This window comes from Streptomyces sp. NPDC022910 (assembly GCF_055561075.1).
Map to the genome: position 1 here is coordinate 22,010 of NZ_JBVHHL010000025.1, position 17,696 is coordinate 39,705.

At 70.5% G+C, this 17,696-nt stretch carries 22 protein-coding genes; 12 read left to right on the plus strand and 10 right to left on the minus strand.

The annotated features are described in order from the left end of the window. Positions 1-12: 12 nt before the first annotated feature. A complete protein-coding gene (locus ACZ3TS_RS23230) occupies positions 13-705 on the minus strand; it encodes an NAD(P)-dependent oxidoreductase (protein WP_467620876.1) in 693 nt (230 codons plus the stop codon). A 73-nt stretch (positions 706-778) separates the two neighbouring features. Between ACZ3TS_RS23230 and ACZ3TS_RS23235 the strand changes: the two genes are divergently transcribed. Then, positions 779-1,402, plus strand: a complete 624-nt coding sequence (locus ACZ3TS_RS23235; protein WP_467620879.1) for a TetR/AcrR family transcriptional regulator — start codon at positions 779-781, stop codon at positions 1,400-1,402. Between the two features lie 44 nt (positions 1,403-1,446). Continuing rightward, positions 1,447-1,692 carry a DUF2630 family protein gene (locus ACZ3TS_RS23240; protein WP_467620881.1) on the plus strand — a complete coding sequence of 82 codons (246 nt, stop codon included), beginning with the start codon at positions 1,447-1,449 and terminating at the stop codon, positions 1,690-1,692. 18 nt (positions 1,693-1,710) lie between these two features. Here the strand turns inward: ACZ3TS_RS23240 and ACZ3TS_RS23245 are convergent, their stop codons facing one another. From ACZ3TS_RS23245 to ACZ3TS_RS23260, 4 genes are all read right to left on the minus strand, one after another. Next, a complete protein-coding gene (locus tag ACZ3TS_RS23245) occupies positions 1,711-2,409 on the minus strand; it encodes an HAD family hydrolase (protein WP_467620883.1) in 699 nt (232 codons plus the stop codon). 32 nt (positions 2,410-2,441) lie between these two features. Further along, positions 2,442-3,146 carry a phosphatase PAP2 family protein gene (locus tag ACZ3TS_RS23250; RefSeq protein WP_467620886.1) on the minus strand — a complete coding sequence of 235 codons (705 nt, stop codon included), beginning with the start codon at positions 3,144-3,146 and terminating at the stop codon, positions 2,442-2,444. A gap of 64 nt (positions 3,147-3,210) precedes the next feature. Beyond that, the gene (locus tag ACZ3TS_RS23255; RefSeq protein WP_467620888.1) at positions 3,211-4,146 is read right to left on the minus strand and encodes a M56 family metallopeptidase; all 936 of its coding nucleotides are present in this window, start codon (positions 4,144-4,146) and stop codon (positions 3,211-3,213) included. Positions 4,147-4,265: 119 nt separating this feature from the next. Next, on the minus strand, positions 4,266-4,823 hold the full coding sequence (locus ACZ3TS_RS23260) for a DUF5134 domain-containing protein (RefSeq protein WP_467620892.1): 558 nt from the start codon (positions 4,821-4,823) through the stop codon (positions 4,266-4,268). A gap of 170 nt (positions 4,824-4,993) precedes the next feature. Between ACZ3TS_RS23260 and ACZ3TS_RS23265 the strand changes: the two genes are divergently transcribed. The 3 genes from ACZ3TS_RS23265 (at position 4,994) to ACZ3TS_RS23275 (ending at position 7,759) form a co-directional block, all read left to right on the plus strand. Continuing rightward, a complete protein-coding gene (locus tag ACZ3TS_RS23265; RefSeq protein ID WP_467620895.1) occupies positions 4,994-6,631 on the plus strand; it encodes an FUSC family protein in 1,638 nt (545 codons plus the stop codon). After that, on the plus strand, positions 6,628-7,281 hold the full coding sequence (locus ACZ3TS_RS23270) for a MarR family winged helix-turn-helix transcriptional regulator (RefSeq protein WP_467620898.1): 654 nt from the start codon (positions 6,628-6,630) through the stop codon (positions 7,279-7,281). Before ACZ3TS_RS23265 ends, ACZ3TS_RS23270 begins: the two co-directional genes overlap by 4 nt. A 127-nt stretch (positions 7,282-7,408) precedes the next feature. After that, positions 7,409-7,759, plus strand: a complete 351-nt coding sequence (locus tag ACZ3TS_RS23275) for a hypothetical protein (protein ID WP_467620901.1) — start codon at positions 7,409-7,411, stop codon at positions 7,757-7,759. Positions 7,760-8,054: 295 nt separating this feature from the next. On the opposite strand, the gene ACZ3TS_RS23280 is transcribed toward ACZ3TS_RS23275, so the two are convergent. Both ACZ3TS_RS23280 and ACZ3TS_RS23285 read right to left on the minus strand, forming a co-directional pair. After that, positions 8,055-8,819 carry a VOC family protein gene (locus tag ACZ3TS_RS23280; protein WP_467620904.1) on the minus strand — a complete coding sequence of 255 codons (765 nt, stop codon included), beginning with the start codon at positions 8,817-8,819 and terminating at the stop codon, positions 8,055-8,057. A 61-nt stretch (positions 8,820-8,880) separates the two neighbouring features. Beyond that, positions 8,881-9,273, minus strand: a complete 393-nt coding sequence (locus ACZ3TS_RS23285) for a VOC family protein (RefSeq protein ID WP_467620907.1) — start codon at positions 9,271-9,273, stop codon at positions 8,881-8,883. 72 nt (positions 9,274-9,345) lie between these two features. Here ACZ3TS_RS23285 and ACZ3TS_RS23290 point away from each other — a divergent pair, with 72 nt between their 5' ends. After that, a complete protein-coding gene (locus ACZ3TS_RS23290) occupies positions 9,346-9,903 on the plus strand; it encodes a GNAT family N-acetyltransferase (protein ID WP_467620909.1) in 558 nt (185 codons plus the stop codon). Positions 9,904-9,947: 44 nt separating this feature from the next. On the opposite strand, the gene ACZ3TS_RS23295 is transcribed toward ACZ3TS_RS23290, so the two are convergent. After that, positions 9,948-10,631, minus strand: a complete 684-nt coding sequence (locus ACZ3TS_RS23295; protein ID WP_467620912.1) for a glycerophosphodiester phosphodiesterase — start codon at positions 10,629-10,631, stop codon at positions 9,948-9,950. 498 nt (positions 10,632-11,129) lie between these two features. Between ACZ3TS_RS23295 and ACZ3TS_RS23300 the strand changes: the two genes are divergently transcribed. The 5 genes from ACZ3TS_RS23300 to ACZ3TS_RS23320 all read left to right on the plus strand — a co-directional run bounded on the left by ACZ3TS_RS23300 (position 11,130) and on the right by ACZ3TS_RS23320 (position 15,738). Beyond that, positions 11,130-12,527 (plus strand): DUF6421 family protein, encoded by a 1,398-nt coding sequence (locus tag ACZ3TS_RS23300; RefSeq protein WP_467620915.1) that lies wholly within the window; start codon positions 11,130-11,132, stop codon positions 12,525-12,527. Positions 12,528-12,562: 35 nt separating this feature from the next. Further along, positions 12,563-13,315 carry an SDR family NAD(P)-dependent oxidoreductase gene (locus ACZ3TS_RS23305; protein WP_467620917.1) on the plus strand — a complete coding sequence of 251 codons (753 nt, stop codon included), beginning with the start codon at positions 12,563-12,565 and terminating at the stop codon, positions 13,313-13,315. After that, positions 13,312-14,382, plus strand: coding sequence for a threonine aldolase family protein (locus tag ACZ3TS_RS23310; protein WP_467620920.1), 1,071 nt, complete (start codon positions 13,312-13,314; stop codon positions 14,380-14,382). Before ACZ3TS_RS23305 ends, ACZ3TS_RS23310 begins: the two co-directional genes overlap by 4 nt. A gap of 82 nt (positions 14,383-14,464) precedes the next feature. Then, positions 14,465-15,037, plus strand: coding sequence for a transglutaminase domain-containing protein (locus ACZ3TS_RS23315; RefSeq protein ID WP_467620923.1), 573 nt, complete (start codon positions 14,465-14,467; stop codon positions 15,035-15,037). Positions 15,038-15,045: 8 nt separating this feature from the next. After that, positions 15,046-15,738, plus strand: coding sequence for a B3/B4 domain-containing protein (locus tag ACZ3TS_RS23320; protein ID WP_467620926.1), 693 nt, complete (start codon positions 15,046-15,048; stop codon positions 15,736-15,738). Between the two features lie 6 nt (positions 15,739-15,744). On the opposite strand, the gene ACZ3TS_RS23325 is transcribed toward ACZ3TS_RS23320, so the two are convergent. Beyond that, positions 15,745-16,473 (minus strand): lysophospholipid acyltransferase family protein, encoded by a 729-nt coding sequence (locus ACZ3TS_RS23325; RefSeq protein WP_467620928.1) that lies wholly within the window; start codon positions 16,471-16,473, stop codon positions 15,745-15,747. A gap of 177 nt (positions 16,474-16,650) precedes the next feature. Further along, the gene (locus ACZ3TS_RS23330) at positions 16,651-17,067 is read right to left on the minus strand and encodes a DUF4395 domain-containing protein (protein WP_467620931.1); all 417 of its coding nucleotides are present in this window, start codon (positions 17,065-17,067) and stop codon (positions 16,651-16,653) included. 75 nt (positions 17,068-17,142) lie between these two features. Between ACZ3TS_RS23330 and ACZ3TS_RS23335 the strand changes: the two genes are divergently transcribed. Then, on the plus strand, positions 17,143-17,556 hold the full coding sequence (locus ACZ3TS_RS23335) for a TlpA family protein disulfide reductase (RefSeq protein ID WP_467620934.1): 414 nt from the start codon (positions 17,143-17,145) through the stop codon (positions 17,554-17,556). Positions 17,557-17,696 lie beyond the last annotated feature (140 nt).

Genomic DNA, 17,696 nt, shown 5'->3' on the forward strand with positions numbered 1-17,696 from the left:
CGGCCGCCGGTTCTACCGCTTGCGCACGGCCTCACGCCAGATCAGTCGCGGAATGCCCGGTTTCACGTCCTTCGTGACGACCCCCATCGCCCTGCGCACATATCGCTCGTCCACCAGTTCACGCAGCATGGCCGCCGCGAGATCGGCCCGCGCCGTGAACACGCCGTCCGCGCTGCCCTCCTCGACCAGGTAGCGGGTGGGCTCCGGATGGTCGAAGAGACCGGCCGGGCGGACGACCGTCCAGTCCAGTGAGCTCTCCCGGAGCGCGGCCTCCATGCGGCGCATGTCGTCGTGCGCGGTGCGGGCGACCACCCGGTTCACATAGGGGTCCAGCACATGGTTGAAGAAGAAGGCCCCGCTGGGCCGCCAGGCCGGGTCGAGGACGCTGGAGCTGACCACGACCAGCCGCTTCACGCCGTGCCGCCCCATGGCGTCGGCGATGTTGCGCGCAGCGGTCGAGTAGAGCGTCACCGGTGCCCTCCCGGGCCGGACTCCCAGCGCGGACAGCACGGCGTCGGCACCCTCGACCACCGCGTCGACCGCGTCCGGGTCGGTGGCGTCGGCGTCGGCGACGGTCAGGCCCGGGCTGCCGGCCAGCAGGTACGGCCGACGGGTCACCGCCGTCACCGCGTGGCCTGCCGCACGCGCCTGCGTGGCCAGTTCGCGCCCGGTGGGTCCGCTCGCTCCGAAGACGACGATCCGCATGACTTCTCTCCTTGGGTCCATGGTTCGTTCGTGTCTTGACACTGGTTCTCCGGGGGCGGGATATTCAACAGTGATGAATAAAAGCCGCGGCCGTCCACCGGGCCGCCCCGCCACCAAGGCCCGTATCGCCCGCGTCGCCCGGGGCCTCTTCCTGGAGCGTGGCTACCAGGGAACGACGCTGCGCGCGGTCGCCGCCGAGGCCGATGTCGACGTGGCGCTCATCGGCTATCACTTCGGCTCGAAGCAGGGGCTGTTCGGTGAGTCGCTGAATTTGCGGTGTGGCCAGTCGAACGCGATCGTGAGCGCCCTGAAGGGCGATCCGGCGGGACTCGCCGACCGTCTTCTGGACGCCGTCACCGCCCTGTGGGAGGACCCGTCCGGTACCGGGTTCTCGGCGATGGACGGCACGGCTCTGCGGGACGAGGACGTGATGCGGGTGTTCCGCGAGTTCCTGGAACGCGAGGTCCTCGGCCGGATCGCCGACCACCTCGGCGGCCGGGACGCCACGGAGCGGGCCACGGCCGCGGTCGCCGTGATCGGCGGCCTCATCTTCACCCGCTATCTCAACCCGCTGGGCCCCGTGGTCGCGCTGGATGCGGCGGACGTACGGCGAACCCTCGGCCCGGCCCTGCGTGCCGCACTGCACGGCCGCCCGCGCATGACAAGGACCCTGGCTCAGGTGTCGCAGAGCCGCTGAACCGTCCCTAGAGTGGGCAGGAGTCCCGAGGAGGCGTAACGCACATGGCTGAAGATCAGATCCTGGCCAGGATCACTGCGATGGTGGACGAGGAGCGCGGCCTGCGTGAGGCGGTGTCGTCCGGCCGGATCGACAGCGCGACGGAACACGAACGGCTCGCTGCGCTCGAAAGCGCGTTGGACCAGTGCTGGGACCTGCTGCGCCAGCGTCGTGCGAAGACCGAGTTCGGCGAGAACCCGGACGACGCCCGCGTCCGCCCGGCGTCGCAGGTCGAGGGGTACCAGGGCTGACCAACAGGGAGAGCCGCCTCAGCCGATCAGGTCCAGCACGGGACGGAGTCCGTCCGGGCGTTCGGTCACCGGGCGGTGGTCGACGAAGTGCACCGCGCAGCCCAGGTCCGCCGCGCCCCCATCCGCGCGGCGGTCGTCGCCGACCATGAGCGTGTCCTGCGGCGCGACGCCGAGCGCGTCGCAGGCGAGGGCGAACAGCCGGGTGTCGGGCTTCTGGATGCCGTGTTCGTAGGACAACACGTACGCGTCCACGTACGGGGCGACGCCGTGCTCGCGGAAGACCGGGCGCAGGTCCCAGCCGATGTTGCTGACCACGCCGACGGCCACCCCGCGCTCGCGCAGCGCGCCGAGCACCTCGGCCGCGTCGGGGTAGGGGCGCCAGGCGGCGGGCGTCATATGGCGGTCGTACAGTGCGTCGTGCAGCCCGGGGTCCGGCAGCGGCACCCGACGGGAGAGGCCGGTGAACGCGGCCCGGTGCGCGTCGGCGCTGCGGTCCCGGACGGCCCACAGCGAGGCGAGGTCGTCCGGCAGCGGCCCCTCGGGGAAGGCGCCGCCGGCCAGCGCGCCCGCCGACTCCAGCCGCTCGGCCGTGCGCACCAGTTCCGCCTCGGGCAGCGCGACGCCGGCTTCCGCGAGCACCGCGCGCAGCCACGATTCGGCCGACTCGATACGGAAGAGGGTCCCGGAGAAATCGAAGAGCACGCCTTTGGCCGCCATGGGGACGATCTTTCTCGAGGCGCTCCGCACGGTCAAGAATGCCCGCTCCGCGTCCCCGGGGCCTCTGCGCCGCTCCACCGCTCGTACGACGCCAGCGCGAGTACGACCAGCAGCGCCCCGAACAACCAGCCACCCACCACGTCCGACGGCCAGTGCACTCCCAGCCAGACCCGGGTCACCCCGACGCCCACGACGGAGATCACCGCCACCGCCAGCGCCGTACGCCACAGGACGCGCCCGGCGCCGTACCGGCGGAGGAGCCACAGCAGCAGGCCACACACCACGGCCGCCGTCATGGCGTGACCGGAGGGGAAGGCCGCGTTGTGGGCGGAGTCGACGGGGTCGGACCACACGGGGCGTGTCCGGCCGACCGCCGCCTTGAGGGAGTTCTGCGCGAGGGCGCCCAGCGCACAGGTGACGGCCACCCACAGCGCGAGCCACCAGGCCCGGTGCCGCCACAGCAGCCAGACCACCGCGGCCGCGCACAGAAGGCGTATGGTCGCCGGGTCCCACACCCAGTCCGTCAGGATGCGGCACACATGTGTGATCCCTCGGTGGCCGACCGCCCAGCGGTGTGTGGTGTGAGCGATGTCGTCGTCCAGCGCCATGAGCGGGTGCCAGGAGACGGCGACCAGCAACAGGAGCAACACCGCCGTGACGGCAAGGGCCACGGCGGAGAGCGTCGCGCCCCTTGGGTTCGGCCGGTGGGGCGGGGAGTCGACAGGCACGGGCTGCATACCGTGATCCTCCCCGATGCCAGGGGCCCGAGCCAACCAGGAACGCGTCCCACTCGTTCGGCGGCTATCCCAGAGCCCGGAGCCCCGGTACGAACGCCACCAGCACCGGAATCACGGGAACCAGCGCCGCGGTCGCGGTCAGCCGCAGCCGGTGTTTCGCCGGCAGCCGGTCCGGGGGAGTGAGGAGACGGTGGACACGTTGCGGAACATGGGCCTGTGGGGTGGGGCAGGGTCCGAACACGCCCCGGTCCTCGTTGAGTTCCACCAGTGCCAGAGCGGTGGTGAGACGGCCGTGACGGCGCGACGCCATGTCGTCGGCGGCGAGTTCGACCAGCCGGTGCATCTCGTCCCGGAACGCGGCGAAGACCGGTACCTGCGGAAAACCGTTGGCCAGCGCGGCCGAGGAGTGCAGCAGCCAGTCGTGCCGGGCCCGCGCGTGCCCCTGCTCGTGGGCGAGCACCGCGTCCAGCTGCTTGCCCTTGAGCCGACGCAACGCGGCCGTGGTGATCACTAGTTGGGGCGAGGCGCCGGGCAGCCACTTGGCGTCCGGGCGTTCTCCCTCCAGGACCACGAGCCGGTCGCTGCCGAGCTCCTCGCCGGGCAACAGCGGGGCGCGTACGACCAGTTCGGCCCGGCTCTGCCGCCGTCGCGCCCGCGCCCGGGCGAACTCCCGGACCAGCATCGCTGCGCTCCACACCCCGCCGCACGCCAGCGCCACCGCGGTGGTCGCGGCCCACGCGCTCCCGGTGCCCAACGCGTAGGCGTCCACGACCGAGTGCGGCGCGGAAGCGAACACATGGCCCCGCACGGCCACCCAGGCGGCGGCCGCGCTCAGTGTCATCGACAGCGCGCAGCACACCAGTACCGCCGCCACCACGCACTGCCAGACCCAGAGGGCGACCACCGGTTCTCGGTCCGGCCAGTCCGCCCGGGCGAGCAGCCGCGGAGCGAGAACGGCGGTCAGGGCGCCGAGCAGCAGCAGTGCCGCGGGGACCATCATGGGCCGAAGCCTATGAGCCGGGCGTCGCCACGGGATACGTACTGTCGCGGCAAAGTGACGCACGCCACCATTCGGTGCGGCACCGGCCGACGGCCGAGGTGCTTGCGCGGGGCTCCCCCTCAGAGCGTGAGGAGCATGGCCAGCATCGCGATGGCCATCGACAGTCGGCACGCGCGCGCGAGTTCCGGCCGGTCACCCCAGCCGACGGTGCGTGCGTCCCCGGCCGTGGCCACCGCCGTGGCCGACGCCGCGGCCGGCACCAACCGCACTCCGGACCACAGCACGTACGCCGCGAAGTAGATCAGGAGGACCCCGGTGAGAGGTGCGACGCCGCCATGGCCGTGGTGTCCGGGAGAGGCGGTCATCGCCGCCGCCATGTAGACCATCGCGGACGTGCCCACCAGATGGTGCAGATGGTGGGCGCTCGAACGGGCGGCCCACAGCGCGTGCACGGCCGCCCCGCCGAAGACCACCACATAGGCGATCAAAGCCCCGCGTGTCGGCGTGGCGACCGCCGCGGGGACGGCCATCACCGCCATTCCGAACGCCATCAGCGCCTCGCCGCCCGCGGCCCGGCGCTGTTCCTCAAAGGCGCTGCGCATGCGCAGCAGACAGTAGGCCCCGGTCGCCGCGCACAGCGCGACGAGCAACCAGCCGGGTGAAGCCGGTCCGTGCACCGCGCACCTCCGCGCTCGACGGTCTCGGACGGTCGCATGGGGCATGCCCGTCACGCACGGTGTGCAACCGAGCGCACAGGGGTACAGGGGGGAGCGCGAAGCCCGAGCCGCAGGCCGGAGCCCTGGCGCTAGAATCATTTATGAGTAAAACATCTGCTAAACTTGTACCCATGAGCAGTGCGACCCCCAGAACCTCCCGTGTGCGCCCTCTTCCCCTGTCCGGACTCCTGCGTCCCGGCAGGCCCTCCGACATCTGGTTCAAGCCCGCGCTGAGTGTGGTCGCCGCGGTCGCCCCGCCGAACCTCACGTTGCTCGTCCTCGGCCGCCTCGACCTGGCGGTCTACACGATGGCGGGCTCCCTCTGCGCCCTCTACGCGCACAACCGTCCGTACGCGGCCAGGGCCGGAGTCCTCGCCCGAGTCGTCCTCGGCATGCTCGGCGGTCTTGCAATCGCCCTGGTCGCCGCGTCGCTGACCGCGAACGCGGTGGTCCTGGTGACCGTCGGTGCCCTGCTGGCGGCCGTTCAGAAGGCGCTCTGCGACGCGACGCGTATCGGACCGCCGGGCAACGTGATTTTCACCTTCATCACTTCGGCAGCCCTGTTCGTCCCGCAGTCCCTCGGCCAGGTTCCCGGCCACATCGCCCTCGCCGCCGTGGCGGGCGCGTGGTCCTGGATCGTCGGGATGGCCCCCGGTCTGCTGCGGCCGCACGGCCCCGAGCGCCGCGCCACCGCCCACGCCCTGAGCGCCGCAGCCGCGTTCGTCGAGACCGGGCAAGCCGCCGCCCGGGCCGGTGCCGCGGCCGCCGTGCACACCGCCTGGCAGTCACTGCTGTCCACCGGTGCCCGCTCCGCGCCCCGGCGCGCTCTCGAACGGCTCGTCGTGCGGGCCGAAGTCGCACTCGCGGCACCCGCCGACACCGACCCCGAGCGGCTGCGCGCCCGGGCTCGCGCCCTGCGGGGCACCGGGCCGGTACCGCGGCCCGGCGACCTCGGGGACGCGGCCGACGAACTCCTCGGTGTGGAGGTCGAACTCGACAGCCCGCGGCGCCCGCTGCGCCACCGGCTCGGCCCGCTCGCCCCCATCGCCCTGCGTACCGCGCTCGGCTGTGCCCTCGCCGGATACGCCTCACTCGCGCTCGGCGTCGGCCGCCCCTACTGGGCGCTGGTCACGGCTGCCTCGCTCTATCAGGCCAACGTCACCCTCACCTGGCGCCGCGGTGTCCAGCGCGTCGTCGGAAACCTCGTCGGCGTGCTGCTCTTCTCCGCCATCGCCCCGGTCGCCCACCTGAGCCAGTTGGCCCTCGTGCTCTGCGGTCTCGCCTTCAACTTCGGCGCCGAGGCACTGATCAGCCGCAACTACTGGATCGGCAGCGTCTGTGTGACCCCTATGGCCCTGCTCATCACCGAGTTCGGTCACTATCAGGAGCCCGGCGCTCTGATGGCCGACAGGGTCCTGGACACCCTCATCGGGGCGCTGGTCGGTTTCGTCGCCGCGATCGCCGTCACCAACCGGCGCGCGGGTGACCAGATCGAACACGCCCTCGCCGCCGTGGAGCGGGCCCGTGAACGCGCGGACGGTGTCCTGGCTGCGGAGCGCCCCGAACCGGGGGCCCTGGACGCCGCCCGCCGTGGTCTGGCCGCCGCCGTCGTGGACCTGCGCGCAACGGCCGACGCCGCGGCCGGTGAGTGGTGGCAGCGCGCCCTGCCGGAGGAGCGGGTGGTGCGCGTCGAACAGGACGGGCACCGTACGCTCGCCGCGACGGTACGACGGCAGGGACTGCACACCTCGGAAGGCGCACGGGCATGACGGCACCGAACGGACGGGCGGCGACGACGGGGAACCGTGGCGCCGGGCGGGAGGGCGCGGACAACGGCGCGGTCGGACGAAAGGACGCGGGCGCCGGGGCCGGCGGACGGCGGGCCACGGGGAGCGGCACCGCCGGGCAGGGGCCGGCGGACGACATCGTCGCCGCCGTCGTGCGCCAGTGGCACGCCGTCCTCCCCGACATCGACACCGGTCCCATGGAGATCATCGGTCGCATCAACCGCTGCTCCGCCCTGCTGCAGCAGGCCGAGGACGCACCACTGCGCCGCGTGGGGCTCAGCCGACCCGAGTTCGACGTCCTCGGCACGCTGCGGCGTACGGGCCACGAGCTGACGCCCGGTGAGATCGCCCGCGAGACCTTCTCCTCCGGCGCCGCCGTCACCAAACGCCTCAAGCAGCTGACCGAACGCGGTCTGGTCGAACGGCGCGGCGACACCCGCGACCGCCGAGTCGCCCACGTCCGCCTCACCGACGCGGGCCGCGACCTCGTCGACGGCATCCTGCCCGAACAGCTCTCGTACGAGGCGGCCGTCCTGTCCGGCCTGGACCTGGACGGACAGCGTGGACTGGCCGCTCTGCTCGGTGAGTTGCTCGTCCAGCTGGAGGGCAGGCTCGGCGCGTCGCGGGGCTGATCGCGCACCGTGGGAAACTGCGATCAACGACCGTCGACACCGGTCGAACCGCCCTCCTACGGACGGTTCGCCCATCCGACCGACGTGCCAAGCATCGAACCACGCGGTTTCTTGGGGGTCGCTCACCATGTCCCACCGGTCCGACGCCGCCGAGACGCTCACCGTCGACCTCGGCACCGAGACCAGGGCCTTCCACGGAGGTGCGAGCGGCACGCTCTACGGTCCGCACGGCGACGGCGTACCCAGTCGCGCGGTCGTCGGAAGGCATGTGCCTGCGGACGGTCGCCACCAAGACGCGGGACGGCAGGAGCGCCTCACGACCACCGTGTACCCGGTCGAGGAGGGCACCGTGACGGGCAAGGCGAAGGTGACCGGCGCATACGCCTTCGCCACCGGCGGCAAGGCGGTCTGCGGCGTCGGCCGGGGTCCGGCGAACGCGCTCACACTCACCCTCACGGCCACTCGCAGCGGACGGTAGGCGCTCATGGTCCGCTACTCGGACGGCGGGCAGGCCCCCGCCACCCACTACAACCCGGACCCGGTGTGCCGCCACGCGGACCTGTCGGTGAACGGGGGCACGGTACGACGCGTCCTGTTCCCCACCACCTTCCACTTCAACGCCTTCCGGGACCTCACCGTCCCGGTGACCCCGGCGGAGGGCGTGGACACGCTGACGTTCACCGCCGACGAGCTGCCCGACTTCGCGGCAGGACCTTCAACCGTTACGGACAGAGCTCGACGTACGCCCCGGTCATCGAGGTGCCGCCGTGCGGCTAGCCCTCCTGACCTGCCAGGTACACACCGAACACCGCGCCCTGCGGGTCCTTCAGGACCGCGATGCGGGGGCCGTCGGGGACCGAGGTCGGCTCCATCAGGACCCTCGCGCCCGCCCGCGTCGCGGCGGCCGTCGTGGCATCCACGTCCTCGACCGCGAAGTAGGGCAGCCAGTGCGACGGCACCTCGGGCGGGAACCGGTCGTCCATCGTCAGCATGCCGCCGAAGTCGGCGTCGTCGATCCCCCACTGCGTGTACTCCTCGGAGGCGTTCACGGTCCAGCCGAAGACCGTCGTGTAGAAGTCGGTGACTCTCTCCGGCTCGCGGGTGAGCAGCTCCACCCAGCCGAGCGCCCCGGGCGCGTTGAACAGCCCCGCACCGGGGAAGGTCCGCTGTTGCCACATCTGGAAGGCCGCGCCTCCGGGATCGAGGGCGACCGTGAAGCGGCCCGCGTCGAAGACGTCCATCGGTCCGAGGACCACCGTCCCGCCGGCAGCCCGCACCCCCTCGGCGGACGCGTCCGCGTCGGTGACCGCGAACGACACGTTCCAGGCGACCGGCTGCGCCTCCTGGTACAGGGGGGAGAGGGCCGCGACCGGCGCGTCACCGAGATGCGCGACCGTGTAGCCGCCCGCCTCCTGCCGAGGGTCGGTCTCCGGACGCCAGCCGAACAGGTCGGCGTAGAACCGTTTGGCCGCCTCCAGGTCGTTGGTCCCGAGCTCTGTCCAGCAGGGTCCTCCGGGCACCGGTTTCTCGAGCTTCATGGAGTGCCTCCCGCCGCTTGCCTCCCCTTCAGCAGACTAGTCCCGCCCCCGGGCCGAGGCATCAGATCCCGGGGCGGTACCGCAGGGGATGGTCGGCCGGGATCTCCACGAGCACGACCTGTGTGCCGTCCGGGTCCTCGATCCACATCTCGATCAGGCCCCACGGCTCCTTCAAGGGCGGCCGTACGATTCCGACCCCGGCGTCTGTCAGCTCCTTGTGCGCGGCCGCCGCGTCCGGTACCTGAAGCCAGAGCTTCAGTGCGGGGGAGGGCGGCACGTCACCGCGGCCCGCCACCTCCAGGAAGCCGCCGCCGAGGAAGTACACGACCCCGCGCTCCGGTCCGGTGCCGAACTCCCGGTAGACCGGAAGGCCGAGTTTCTCGCCGTAGAAGGCCCGAGAGCGCTCCGGGTCGGTGGGACGCAGCAGGATGCGGCTGCTCAGTACGTGGACCATGCATCCGGAGCCTAGCGGGAGGGTTACTCTCGGCGATGCCCGCGCCGCGCCACTGAATCGGAGAAGCGACCCATGGAAAGCGCCGCCAGCGCCGCCACCGCCACGACCGGCCTGACGTTCCGCGACGCCACCGACGCCGATGTCGAGGCGCTGGTCGCGCTGATCGAGTCGGCATACCGCGGTGATTCCAGCCGGGCCGGCTGGACCACCGAGGCGGACATCCTGGAGGGGCAGCGCACCGACCCCGAGGGCGTGCTCCAGGTCATCAAGTCGCCCGACAGCCGGCTGCTCACCGTGGAGCGGGACGGGGCGATCATCGCCTGCTGCCAGCTGGAACACCATGATGACCACGCCTACTTCGGCATGTTCGCGGTCAGTCCCACACTCCAGGGCGGGGGCCTTGGCAAGGCGGTCATCGCCGAGGCGGAGCGGACGGCCCGCGCGGCCTGGGGTGTCTCCCAGATGCAGATGACCGTGATCTCCGTCCGGGACGACCTCATCGCCTGGTACGAGCGGCGGGGCTACCGCCGTACGGGACGGATGACCCCCTTCCCGTACGGCGACGAGCGCTTCGGTGTCCCGCAGCGCGACGACCTGCAGTTCGAGCTCCTGGTCAAGCCGCTGGTCTGACTGCGGGCACGATCCCCGAAGCGACATTCATCCCGGAGAGACGTTCATGCGGTGAACCGGCCGGTGCGCTTGATCTCCGGGTAGTCGGTGGTCGCGCCGTCCAGTTCCAGGGCACGGACGAGCCGCAGATGGTCCAGGGTGTTGACGACCCAGCCGATGATCTTCAGATCCGCCTTGCGTGCGTGCTCGACGACCTCGAGGGTCAGCCGGCGGATGTCCAGGCAGACCGTTGGGGCACAGGCCCGGACGGCGCGCTCCACGACGTCGGTACCGTAGCGGCCGGCGACCAGCGCGGTGCGCACACCTGGTACGAGCCGGGCGATCTCGGTGATCGCCTCGTCGTGGAACGACGACACCTCCACCCGGTCGACCAGGTCCCGGCGGTTCATCACCTCGGCCAAAGCCCGCGCCGCCGCCACATCCTTGATCTCTGCCTGGAGCGGCGCCTTCACCGCGTCCAGGACCTCTTCGAAGACGGGGACACGCTCACCGCGGCCCGCGTCGAGGGTGCGCAGTTCGGCGAGGGTCTTGTCCGCGATCGGCCCCGTGCCGTCGGTCGTACGGTCGACGTCGGCATCGTGCATGATCACAAGGCTGCCGTCCTTGCTCAGATGCAGATCGAGTTCGATCAGGTCGAGGCCCGCACGCTCGGCGGCGAGGAAGGAACGGAGGGTGTTCTCGGGTTCGACACCCATGACTCCGCGGTGACCGATGGTGAGGAAGTTCAAGGTTCAACTCGCTTCCGTCGACGGCGGCTCGGCTGCCGCGCGGCGCTCCCGTGCGGGCGCGGCACGGCCGCAGCCTAACGGCCCGACTCCGTGCTGAACCCACTCGTACACGGGGCAATGAGCGCGCGGCGCGGTGCGAACACGGATCCCACCGCCGACCGCGTGTCACCCCTGGGTGGGCGCGTCGCGCCGATGTTGACCCGTGCCATGTTCCACGGCTCATGGCCGAACTTCGCCGTTCGAACTCCGCCGCGTGGTCCTTGCCGTCCGCCCGGCCCCGTCACCGTGAGCGGGCCTTCGTGGCCGGAGAGCCGCTCGCGGCGACGTTCGCGCAGCTCGACCTTGGGTAGAGGAACTCTTTGCACCCAGGGTGACCGACAGGAAAAAGAGCGGTGAATCGGAGGGAGGGCAGGATAATTTCCCGACCCTCCACTTGCTGGAGGAAACCGGGTACACATACGGTGTCCTTACGCGAGGTTCTCCCGTGGAGGTTGGGTCATGACGGAAATTCTTGTGCAGGCGGGTCTGGAGGAGCGGGTTCCTCCGCAGGGCAGGGTGGTGGACCATCCCGCCTGGCCCGTGCTCAAGGGTGCCGTGGAACAGATCCGGCCATGGCAGGCCAAGGACGGCTCGATCGACTTCGACGCCGAGGGCGGGCCCGCGTCCGAGGAGGCGAAGCTCGCCGTGCACCGTGTGGCGGACGCCGTCACGGAGCTCTCCCCGCTGCTGCCTCACGACTCCGCCTACCACGAGGCACTCGTGAAGGACCTGCACCGGTGGGCCGACGAGGGCTTCAAGGTGCCGGATTTCCTGGACTCGCTGCTGGCCTTCCGGCCCGCCGCGGACCGCCGGGACGGGCTCCAGCACCTGGTCGTCTTCCCGATGTACACGCAGAACGGCAACCCCGACCGCAACCTCGAAGCGGTCGTGCTGCGCATGGTGTGGCCCGACTGGCTCGCCGAGCTGGAGGCCACCCGCTACGACAACCCGCTGTTCTGCGGCATCACCTTCGAGGACTTCACCGCGGGCTACGACACCAACTCGGCCGTCCTCTTCCCGGAGACCATCGCCGTGCGCGAGGCCCCCGAGCGCTTCTCCTGGGGCGGCATCTTCTGCGACCGCGAGGCCGCCCGCTTCCGCAGCGTCACCGCGGCCGCCGTCGACATCCTGGGCCTTCAGCTGCCCGAGGACATCTCCGCGATGGTCCACGACCAGGAGCGATGCCAGCAGGCGTTCGTACTGTGGGACATGGTCCACGACCGCACCCACAGCCATGGCGACCTGCCGTTCGACCCGTTCATGATCAAGCAGCGCCAGCCGTTCTGGATGTACGGCCTGGAAGAGCTGCGCTGCGACCTCACCGCCTTCAAGGAGGCCGTGAAGCTGGAGGCCGACGGCTTTCCGCAGGGCCGCGACGTGCAGTACGCGGTGCTCTTCGACCGCATGTTCCGTTTCCCGGTCACCGGCGAGCGCGTGCGCAACTACGACGGTCTCGGCGGCCAGCTGCTCTTCGCCTACCTGCACAAACACGACGTGGTCCGCTGGACGGACAACAAGCTCTCCATCGACTGGCAGCGCGCCCCGCAGGTCACCAACCAGCTGTGCGGCGAGATCGAGACGCTGTACCGGGAGGGCATCGACCGCCCGAAGCTCGTGCACTGGTTCAAGGCCTACGAGCTGGTCTCCACCTACCTCGCCCCGCACCCGGGCTCCAAGTGGGCCAAGGGCCCCGACGCCCTCGACCTGACCCAGCCGCCGCGCAAGCTCGTCGATGACGTGCTTCCGGACGAGTTTCCGTTGAGCATGTTCTACGAGGCACTGTCCAAGAAACTGAAGAACGTGATCGCCTCGACCAAGGGCATCACGGCGGACGGCGTCGAGCGGATCGCTGCGTGAGCGACCGCACCAACACTGCTCAGCGGGAGGCAAAGATGGGGAACGGGAACGGGGTACTGAGCGGTGCGGTGATCGCGGTGGCCGGCGCTGGCGGACCCGCCGGCCGGGCGACGCTGCTGCGCCTGGCCGAGGCCGGAGCGACCGTCGTCGCCTCCGACAACGACCCCGAGCGGCTCTCGGAGGCCGTGGACGCCGCCCGCTACGCGCACGGTGGCGCCACTGTCGTCGGGGACACGGTTGATCTGCTGGATCTGCAGTCCACCCGTGACTGGGCCACCCACATCGAGAAGGACTTCGGCCGCGTCGACGGTCTCGTGCACCTCGTCGGCGGCTGGCGCGGCAGTGAGACCTTCACCAAGACCAGCCTCGACGACTGGGACTTCCTCGAACTGCTGCTCATCCGCACCGTGCAGCACACCACACTGGCCTTCCACGAGGCGCTGCAGCACAGCGATCGTGGCCGGTACGTCCTGATCAGTGCCGCGGGCGCAAGCCAGCCCACCGCGGGCAACGCCGCCTACGCCGCCGCCAAGGCCGCCGCCGAGGCGTGGACGCTGGCCATGGCCGACTTCTTCCGCAAGGCCGGGGGCGCCGAGGGGCCGACGTCGGCGGCTACGATCCTCGTGGTGAAGGCGTTGGTGCACGACGCGATGCGCGCCGAGCGTCCCAACGCGAAGTTCGCGGGCTTCACCGACGTCAAGGACCTGGCCGAGTCCATCGCCGGCATCTGGGAGAAGCCCGCCGCCGAAGTGAACGGAAACCGTCTGTGGCTGACCGAGAAGCCGTGAACCCTCCCAAGACCGACGCGCGTCGCCATCACGACCCGGAGGTCCGCGGTTTCGCAAGCGACAACTACGCCGGGGCCCATCCCGAGGTGCTCGCCGCCCTGGCCGTGGCCAACGGCGGCCACCAGGTCGCGTACGGCGAGGACGCGTACACCGAGAACCTCCAGGGCATCGTCCGCAGCCACTTCGGCGCGACGGCCGAGGCCTTCCCGGTCTTCAACGGCACCGGTGCGAACGTCGTCGCGCTCCAGGCGGTCACCGACCGATGGGGCGCGGTGATCTGCGCCGAGAGCGCGCACATCAACGTCGACGAGGGCGGCGCCCCCGAGCGCATGGGTGGCCTCAAGCTCCTCACCGTGCCCACCCCGGACGGCAAGCTCACGCCTGAGCTCATCGACCGGCAGGCCTACGGCTGGGAGGACGAGCACCGCGCGATGCCGCAGGTCGTCTCGATCACTCAGAGCACCGAGCTGGGCACCCTCTACACGCCGGACGAGATCCGCACGATCTGCGAGCACGCCCACGCGCACGGGATGAAGGTGCATCTGGACGGCTCCCGGATAGCCAACGCGGCCGCTTCCCTGAATGTGCCGATGCGGACGTTCACCAACGCCGTCGGCGTCGACATCCTCTCGCTCGGCGGGACGAAGAACGGCGCTCTGTTCGGCGAGGCGGTCGTCGTCATCAGCCAGGACGCCGTCAGCCACATGAAGCACCTGCGCAAGCTGTCCATGCAGCTCGCCTCCAAGATGCGCTTCGTGTCGGTGCAGCTGGAGGCACTGCTCGCCAAGGACCTGTGGCTGCGCAACGCCCGTCACGCCAATGAGATGGCGCAGCGGCTGGCGGAGGGCGTGCGCGCGGTCCACGGTGTGGAGATCCTCTACCCGGTCCAGGCCAACGGGGTCTTCGCCAAGCTCCCGCACGACGTGAGCGTCCGGCTCCAGAAGCGGTTCCGGTTCTACTTCTGGGACGAGGCCGCCGGTGTGGTGCGCTGGATGTGCGCGTTCGACACGACGGAGGAGGACGTGGACGCGTTCGTGGCCGCGCTGAAGGAGGAGATGGCGCGGTAGTCGAGCGCCCACGCCTGCATAGATATGTGGTCTCCCGAAAAGTCATTGACTCTCGGTGATCGCGTTTCTATGCTCTGCAGGCATGGAGCTGATCCAGAGCGCCCCCGATCTGTCCGCCTACTTGGCTGCCGACAAGGTCATCGACCACGATCATCCGCTGGTACGGGAGACCGCCGCGCGCCTCGCCGCCCTCGCAACGAACTCGTATGACTATGCGCACGCGGCGTTTGAGTTCGTGCGGGACGAGATCCCTCACTCCCAGGACTCGGGCGATCTTCGTGTGACCTGGCGTGCCTCCGACGTCCTGGAGCAGCGCACCGGCATCTGCTACGCCAAGGCACACGCGCTCGCGGCCCTGCTGCGGGCCGAGGACATCCCGACCGCCCTCTGCTATCAGAGGTTCGATGTGGTGCACGGTCTCGTCGCGGTTCGCTTCCACGGCGCCTGGCATCGACAGGATCCCCGCGGCAACAAGCCGGGCGTCGACGCCCGGTTCTCTCTCGACGGTGAACGGCTGGCCTGGATCCCCGACGAGAAGTCCAATGAAGAGGACTATCGAGTCCTGTATGCTGAACCTCACCCGGTTGTGCTGAGCGTCCTCAAGGCCGCGCCCGACCGGCCGACCCTCTGGAAGACGCTCCCCACCGCACTCTGAGGCAGGCGATGACTCCCACCCTGACCGTGTCCGACGCGGTGCGCGCTCTCGCGCCCGGCTTCACCCACGTCGCGATCGAGGCGCATGGCCTGGTCAACGGCCCCAGCACCGACGGCACGTCGGCCCTGCTCGAGGACGCTGCCTGCCGGCTCGCGGTGCGCCTGGAAGGGCGCGCCCCGCACGAGGACCCGCACATGGCGGCCTGGCGCGCGATGTACACGGCCTTCGGCGCCAAGCCGTCGCGCACCCGGAACTCGGCGGAGGCGCTGGCGAAGCGGGCCCTGTCGGATGCCGGTCTGCCCCGGATCAATGTGCTCGTCGACGTCTACAACGCGATCAGCGTCGCCCATCTGATCCCGGTCGGAGGCGAGGACCTCGACCTCATCCAGGGCGCCATGCACCTCGTACGGGCCACGGGGGACGAGGAGTTCGTGACCGTCGAGGCGGGCGAGGAGACCGTCGAGCACCCGGATGCCGGTGAGGTGGTCTGGCGCGACGAGGCCGGCGTGACCTGCCGCCGCTGGAACTGGCGCCAGGGGCCGCGCACCCGCCTCACGGAGCAGTCCAACTCGGCGCTCTTCTTGCTGGAGAGCCTGGCTCCGATGCCGGTGGCCGACGTCGAGAAGGCCGCTGCCGAACTGGCCGAGCTGCTGGAGAAGTTCAGCCCCGGGGCCCGGATCACCGTCCACGCCCCCGCCTGATGTGCGTCAGTGCGCCTCGGCGGCGCGCAGTTGCTCCGGGGTCGGTGCGGTGCCGCCGAGGTGGGCGGGCATCCACCAGGTGTCTTCCGGGCCCTTGGGACGCACGGGGTACGCACGCTGCGCGGCCTCCAGCAGTTCCTGGACCCGCTCGCGCAGCTGGCGCGTGAGCGCGCCGGCGTAGGTGTCGCGCGAGGCCTCGACCGCCTCGCCGACCCGGATCGTGATCGGGGTGTGGCTGCGCCGGAAGTTGCGCGGGTGTCCCTTGGTCCACAGCCGCTGCGTGCCCCACAGAGCCATCGGGACCAGCGGGACGCCGGCCTCCTGCGCCAGGCGTACGGCACCCGACTTGAAGCCCTTCAGGGTGAACGACTGCGAGATCGTGGCCTCCGGGAAGACCCCGATGACCTCACCCGACTTCAGCGAGTCCAGCGCGTGCGCGTACGCCGCCTCACCCTGCTTGCGGTCTACCGGGATGTGCTTCATGGCGCGCATCAGCGGGCCGGAGACCTTGTGCCGGAAGACGGACTCCTTGGCCATGAAGCGCACCAGACGCTTCTGCGGGAGCGCCGCAAGTCCGTTGAAGATGAAGTCCAGATAGCTGATGTGGTTGCTCACCAGCACCGCACCGCCCGAGCGTGGGATGTTCTCCGACCCCTTGCAGTCGATCCGCAGGTCCCACGCCTTGAACATCGTGAGGGCGAGACCGATGACGGGACGGTAGACAAGCTCAGCCATGGACGGGACGACCCTTCTGTCTGTCTGGGAAGGGGCTCCCAGCGGAAGTTACGCAGCCGTAGGGTTACGGCATCTCGCAGATCGTGCCCGAAGAACGGACGCGGGGCCAGTCCTGGTGCCGGTGAGCGGCGAGATCCTCGTCACGTCACCCGTCTGCACCGCCTCGTGGATCTCTCCTTACTCCGCGCGTACCGCCACCCGCCGTACGAGCAGGTACAACTCGCACCCCAGGCAGTACCCGAAAGCGGCGTTGAGGAAGGCGGCCGCCAGCGCGGCTGCCGTTGCAGCGAGCCCGAGCCACTGTGGTCCCGCGGTGTAGCCCGCGAGTCCGAGGACGGCGAAGACGAGGCCGACCGCCTGCGCGAACTGCGGTGGCTGCGGCGCCTCGAACTCCGTCGGCGGCCCGATCCGCGGCCGGACGAGCATCCGGAACAACCAGCCGTAGGGTGAGCGCGCCACGCCTCCGGCCGCGCCGAGGGCGAATGCCAGGAGCTGCCAAGCCAGCAGCCAGGCACTGCCGGTGACCAGGACGACGGCCAGCACTACGGTCGTCACGGCCGCCCCGAAGCGGGGCCCTCTCACGTCGATGTCCATGAATCAAGCATTCCGCAGCGGAAACGATTCGTGGAGTCGGGAATCTTTGCAGTCTCATGAACGCTGGAGCGGACGATGACGGGATTGATGGTGTGCGTGACCGTGCTTGCGCTGGCGAGCGCGTACGGAGTGCTGCACCGGCGGCGGAGCGGGAGAGTGAGAGTGCGCGGGCGGGACGACGGAAAGCGGCTCGGCGCCGCCGAGTTGGGACAGGGGCTCGGCGAGCGGGCGACGCTGGTCCAGTTCTCCAGCGCCTTCTGCGCCCCGTGCCGGGCGACGCGACGGATCCTCACCGAGGTGGCCGCAATGGTGCCCGGCGTCACCCATGTGGAGATCGACGCCGAGCAGCGGCTCGAACTCGTCCGTGCCCTGGACATCCTGAAAACGCCGACCGTGCTCGTCCTCGACGCGGACGGACAAATCGTACGGCGGGCGACGGGGCAGCCCCGCAAGGCGGACGTGATCGCCGCGCTCGGCGAGGCCGTCTGACGCCCCCTCGGCCGACACGGCCGGGCCCTCCTGAAAACTGTGAGGTGACCGTGAGGCAGCCGATGACGGATCTCCCAGATGCCGGAACACACTTGACTGTGCCCACCATCTATCGTCAGCCTGACCGTATGCCTCCGGAA

Excerpts from the sequence above, each read along its gene's own strand:
- ACZ3TS_RS23320 (WP_467620926.1), top strand. The coding sequence starts at position 15,046 with ATGACTCCCACCCTGACCGTGTCCGACGCGGTGCGCGCTCTCGCGCCC.
- ACZ3TS_RS23235 (WP_467620879.1), top strand. The coding sequence starts at position 779 with ATGAATAAAAGCCGCGGCCGTCCACCGGGCCGCCCCGCCACCAAGGCC.
- ACZ3TS_RS23300 (WP_467620915.1), top strand. The coding sequence starts at position 11,130 with ATGACGGAAATTCTTGTGCAGGCGGGTCTGGAGGAGCGGGTTCCTCCG.
- ACZ3TS_RS23335 (WP_467620934.1), top strand. The coding sequence starts at position 17,143 with ATGACGGGATTGATGGTGTGCGTGACCGTGCTTGCGCTGGCGAGCGCG.
- ACZ3TS_RS23280 (WP_467620904.1), bottom strand. The coding sequence starts at position 8,819 with ATGAAGCTCGAGAAACCGGTGCCCGGAGGACCCTGCTGGACAGAGCTC.
- ACZ3TS_RS23325 (WP_467620928.1), bottom strand. The coding sequence starts at position 16,473 with ATGGCTGAGCTTGTCTACCGTCCCGTCATCGGTCTCGCCCTCACGATG.
- ACZ3TS_RS23265 (WP_467620895.1), top strand. The coding sequence starts at position 4,994 with ATGAGCAGTGCGACCCCCAGAACCTCCCGTGTGCGCCCTCTTCCCCTG.
- ACZ3TS_RS23240 (WP_467620881.1), top strand. The coding sequence starts at position 1,447 with ATGGCTGAAGATCAGATCCTGGCCAGGATCACTGCGATGGTGGACGAG.
- ACZ3TS_RS23305 (WP_467620917.1), top strand. The coding sequence starts at position 12,563 with ATGGGGAACGGGAACGGGGTACTGAGCGGTGCGGTGATCGCGGTGGCC.
- ACZ3TS_RS23290 (WP_467620909.1), top strand. The coding sequence starts at position 9,346 with ATGGAAAGCGCCGCCAGCGCCGCCACCGCCACGACCGGCCTGACGTTC.
- ACZ3TS_RS23315 (WP_467620923.1), top strand. The coding sequence starts at position 14,465 with ATGGAGCTGATCCAGAGCGCCCCCGATCTGTCCGCCTACTTGGCTGCC.
- ACZ3TS_RS23285 (WP_467620907.1), bottom strand. The coding sequence starts at position 9,273 with ATGGTCCACGTACTGAGCAGCCGCATCCTGCTGCGTCCCACCGACCCG.
- ACZ3TS_RS23230 (WP_467620876.1), bottom strand. The coding sequence starts at position 705 with ATGCGGATCGTCGTCTTCGGAGCGAGCGGACCCACCGGGCGCGAACTG.
- ACZ3TS_RS23275 (WP_467620901.1), top strand. The coding sequence starts at position 7,409 with ATGTCCCACCGGTCCGACGCCGCCGAGACGCTCACCGTCGACCTCGGC.
- ACZ3TS_RS23270 (WP_467620898.1), top strand. The coding sequence starts at position 6,628 with ATGACGGCACCGAACGGACGGGCGGCGACGACGGGGAACCGTGGCGCC.
- ACZ3TS_RS23255 (WP_467620888.1), bottom strand. The coding sequence starts at position 4,146 with ATGATGGTCCCCGCGGCACTGCTGCTGCTCGGCGCCCTGACCGCCGTT.
- ACZ3TS_RS23245 (WP_467620883.1), bottom strand. The coding sequence starts at position 2,409 with ATGGCGGCCAAAGGCGTGCTCTTCGATTTCTCCGGGACCCTCTTCCGT.
- ACZ3TS_RS23250 (WP_467620886.1), bottom strand. The coding sequence starts at position 3,146 with ATGCAGCCCGTGCCTGTCGACTCCCCGCCCCACCGGCCGAACCCAAGG.
- ACZ3TS_RS23330 (WP_467620931.1), bottom strand. The coding sequence starts at position 17,067 with ATGGACATCGACGTGAGAGGGCCCCGCTTCGGGGCGGCCGTGACGACC.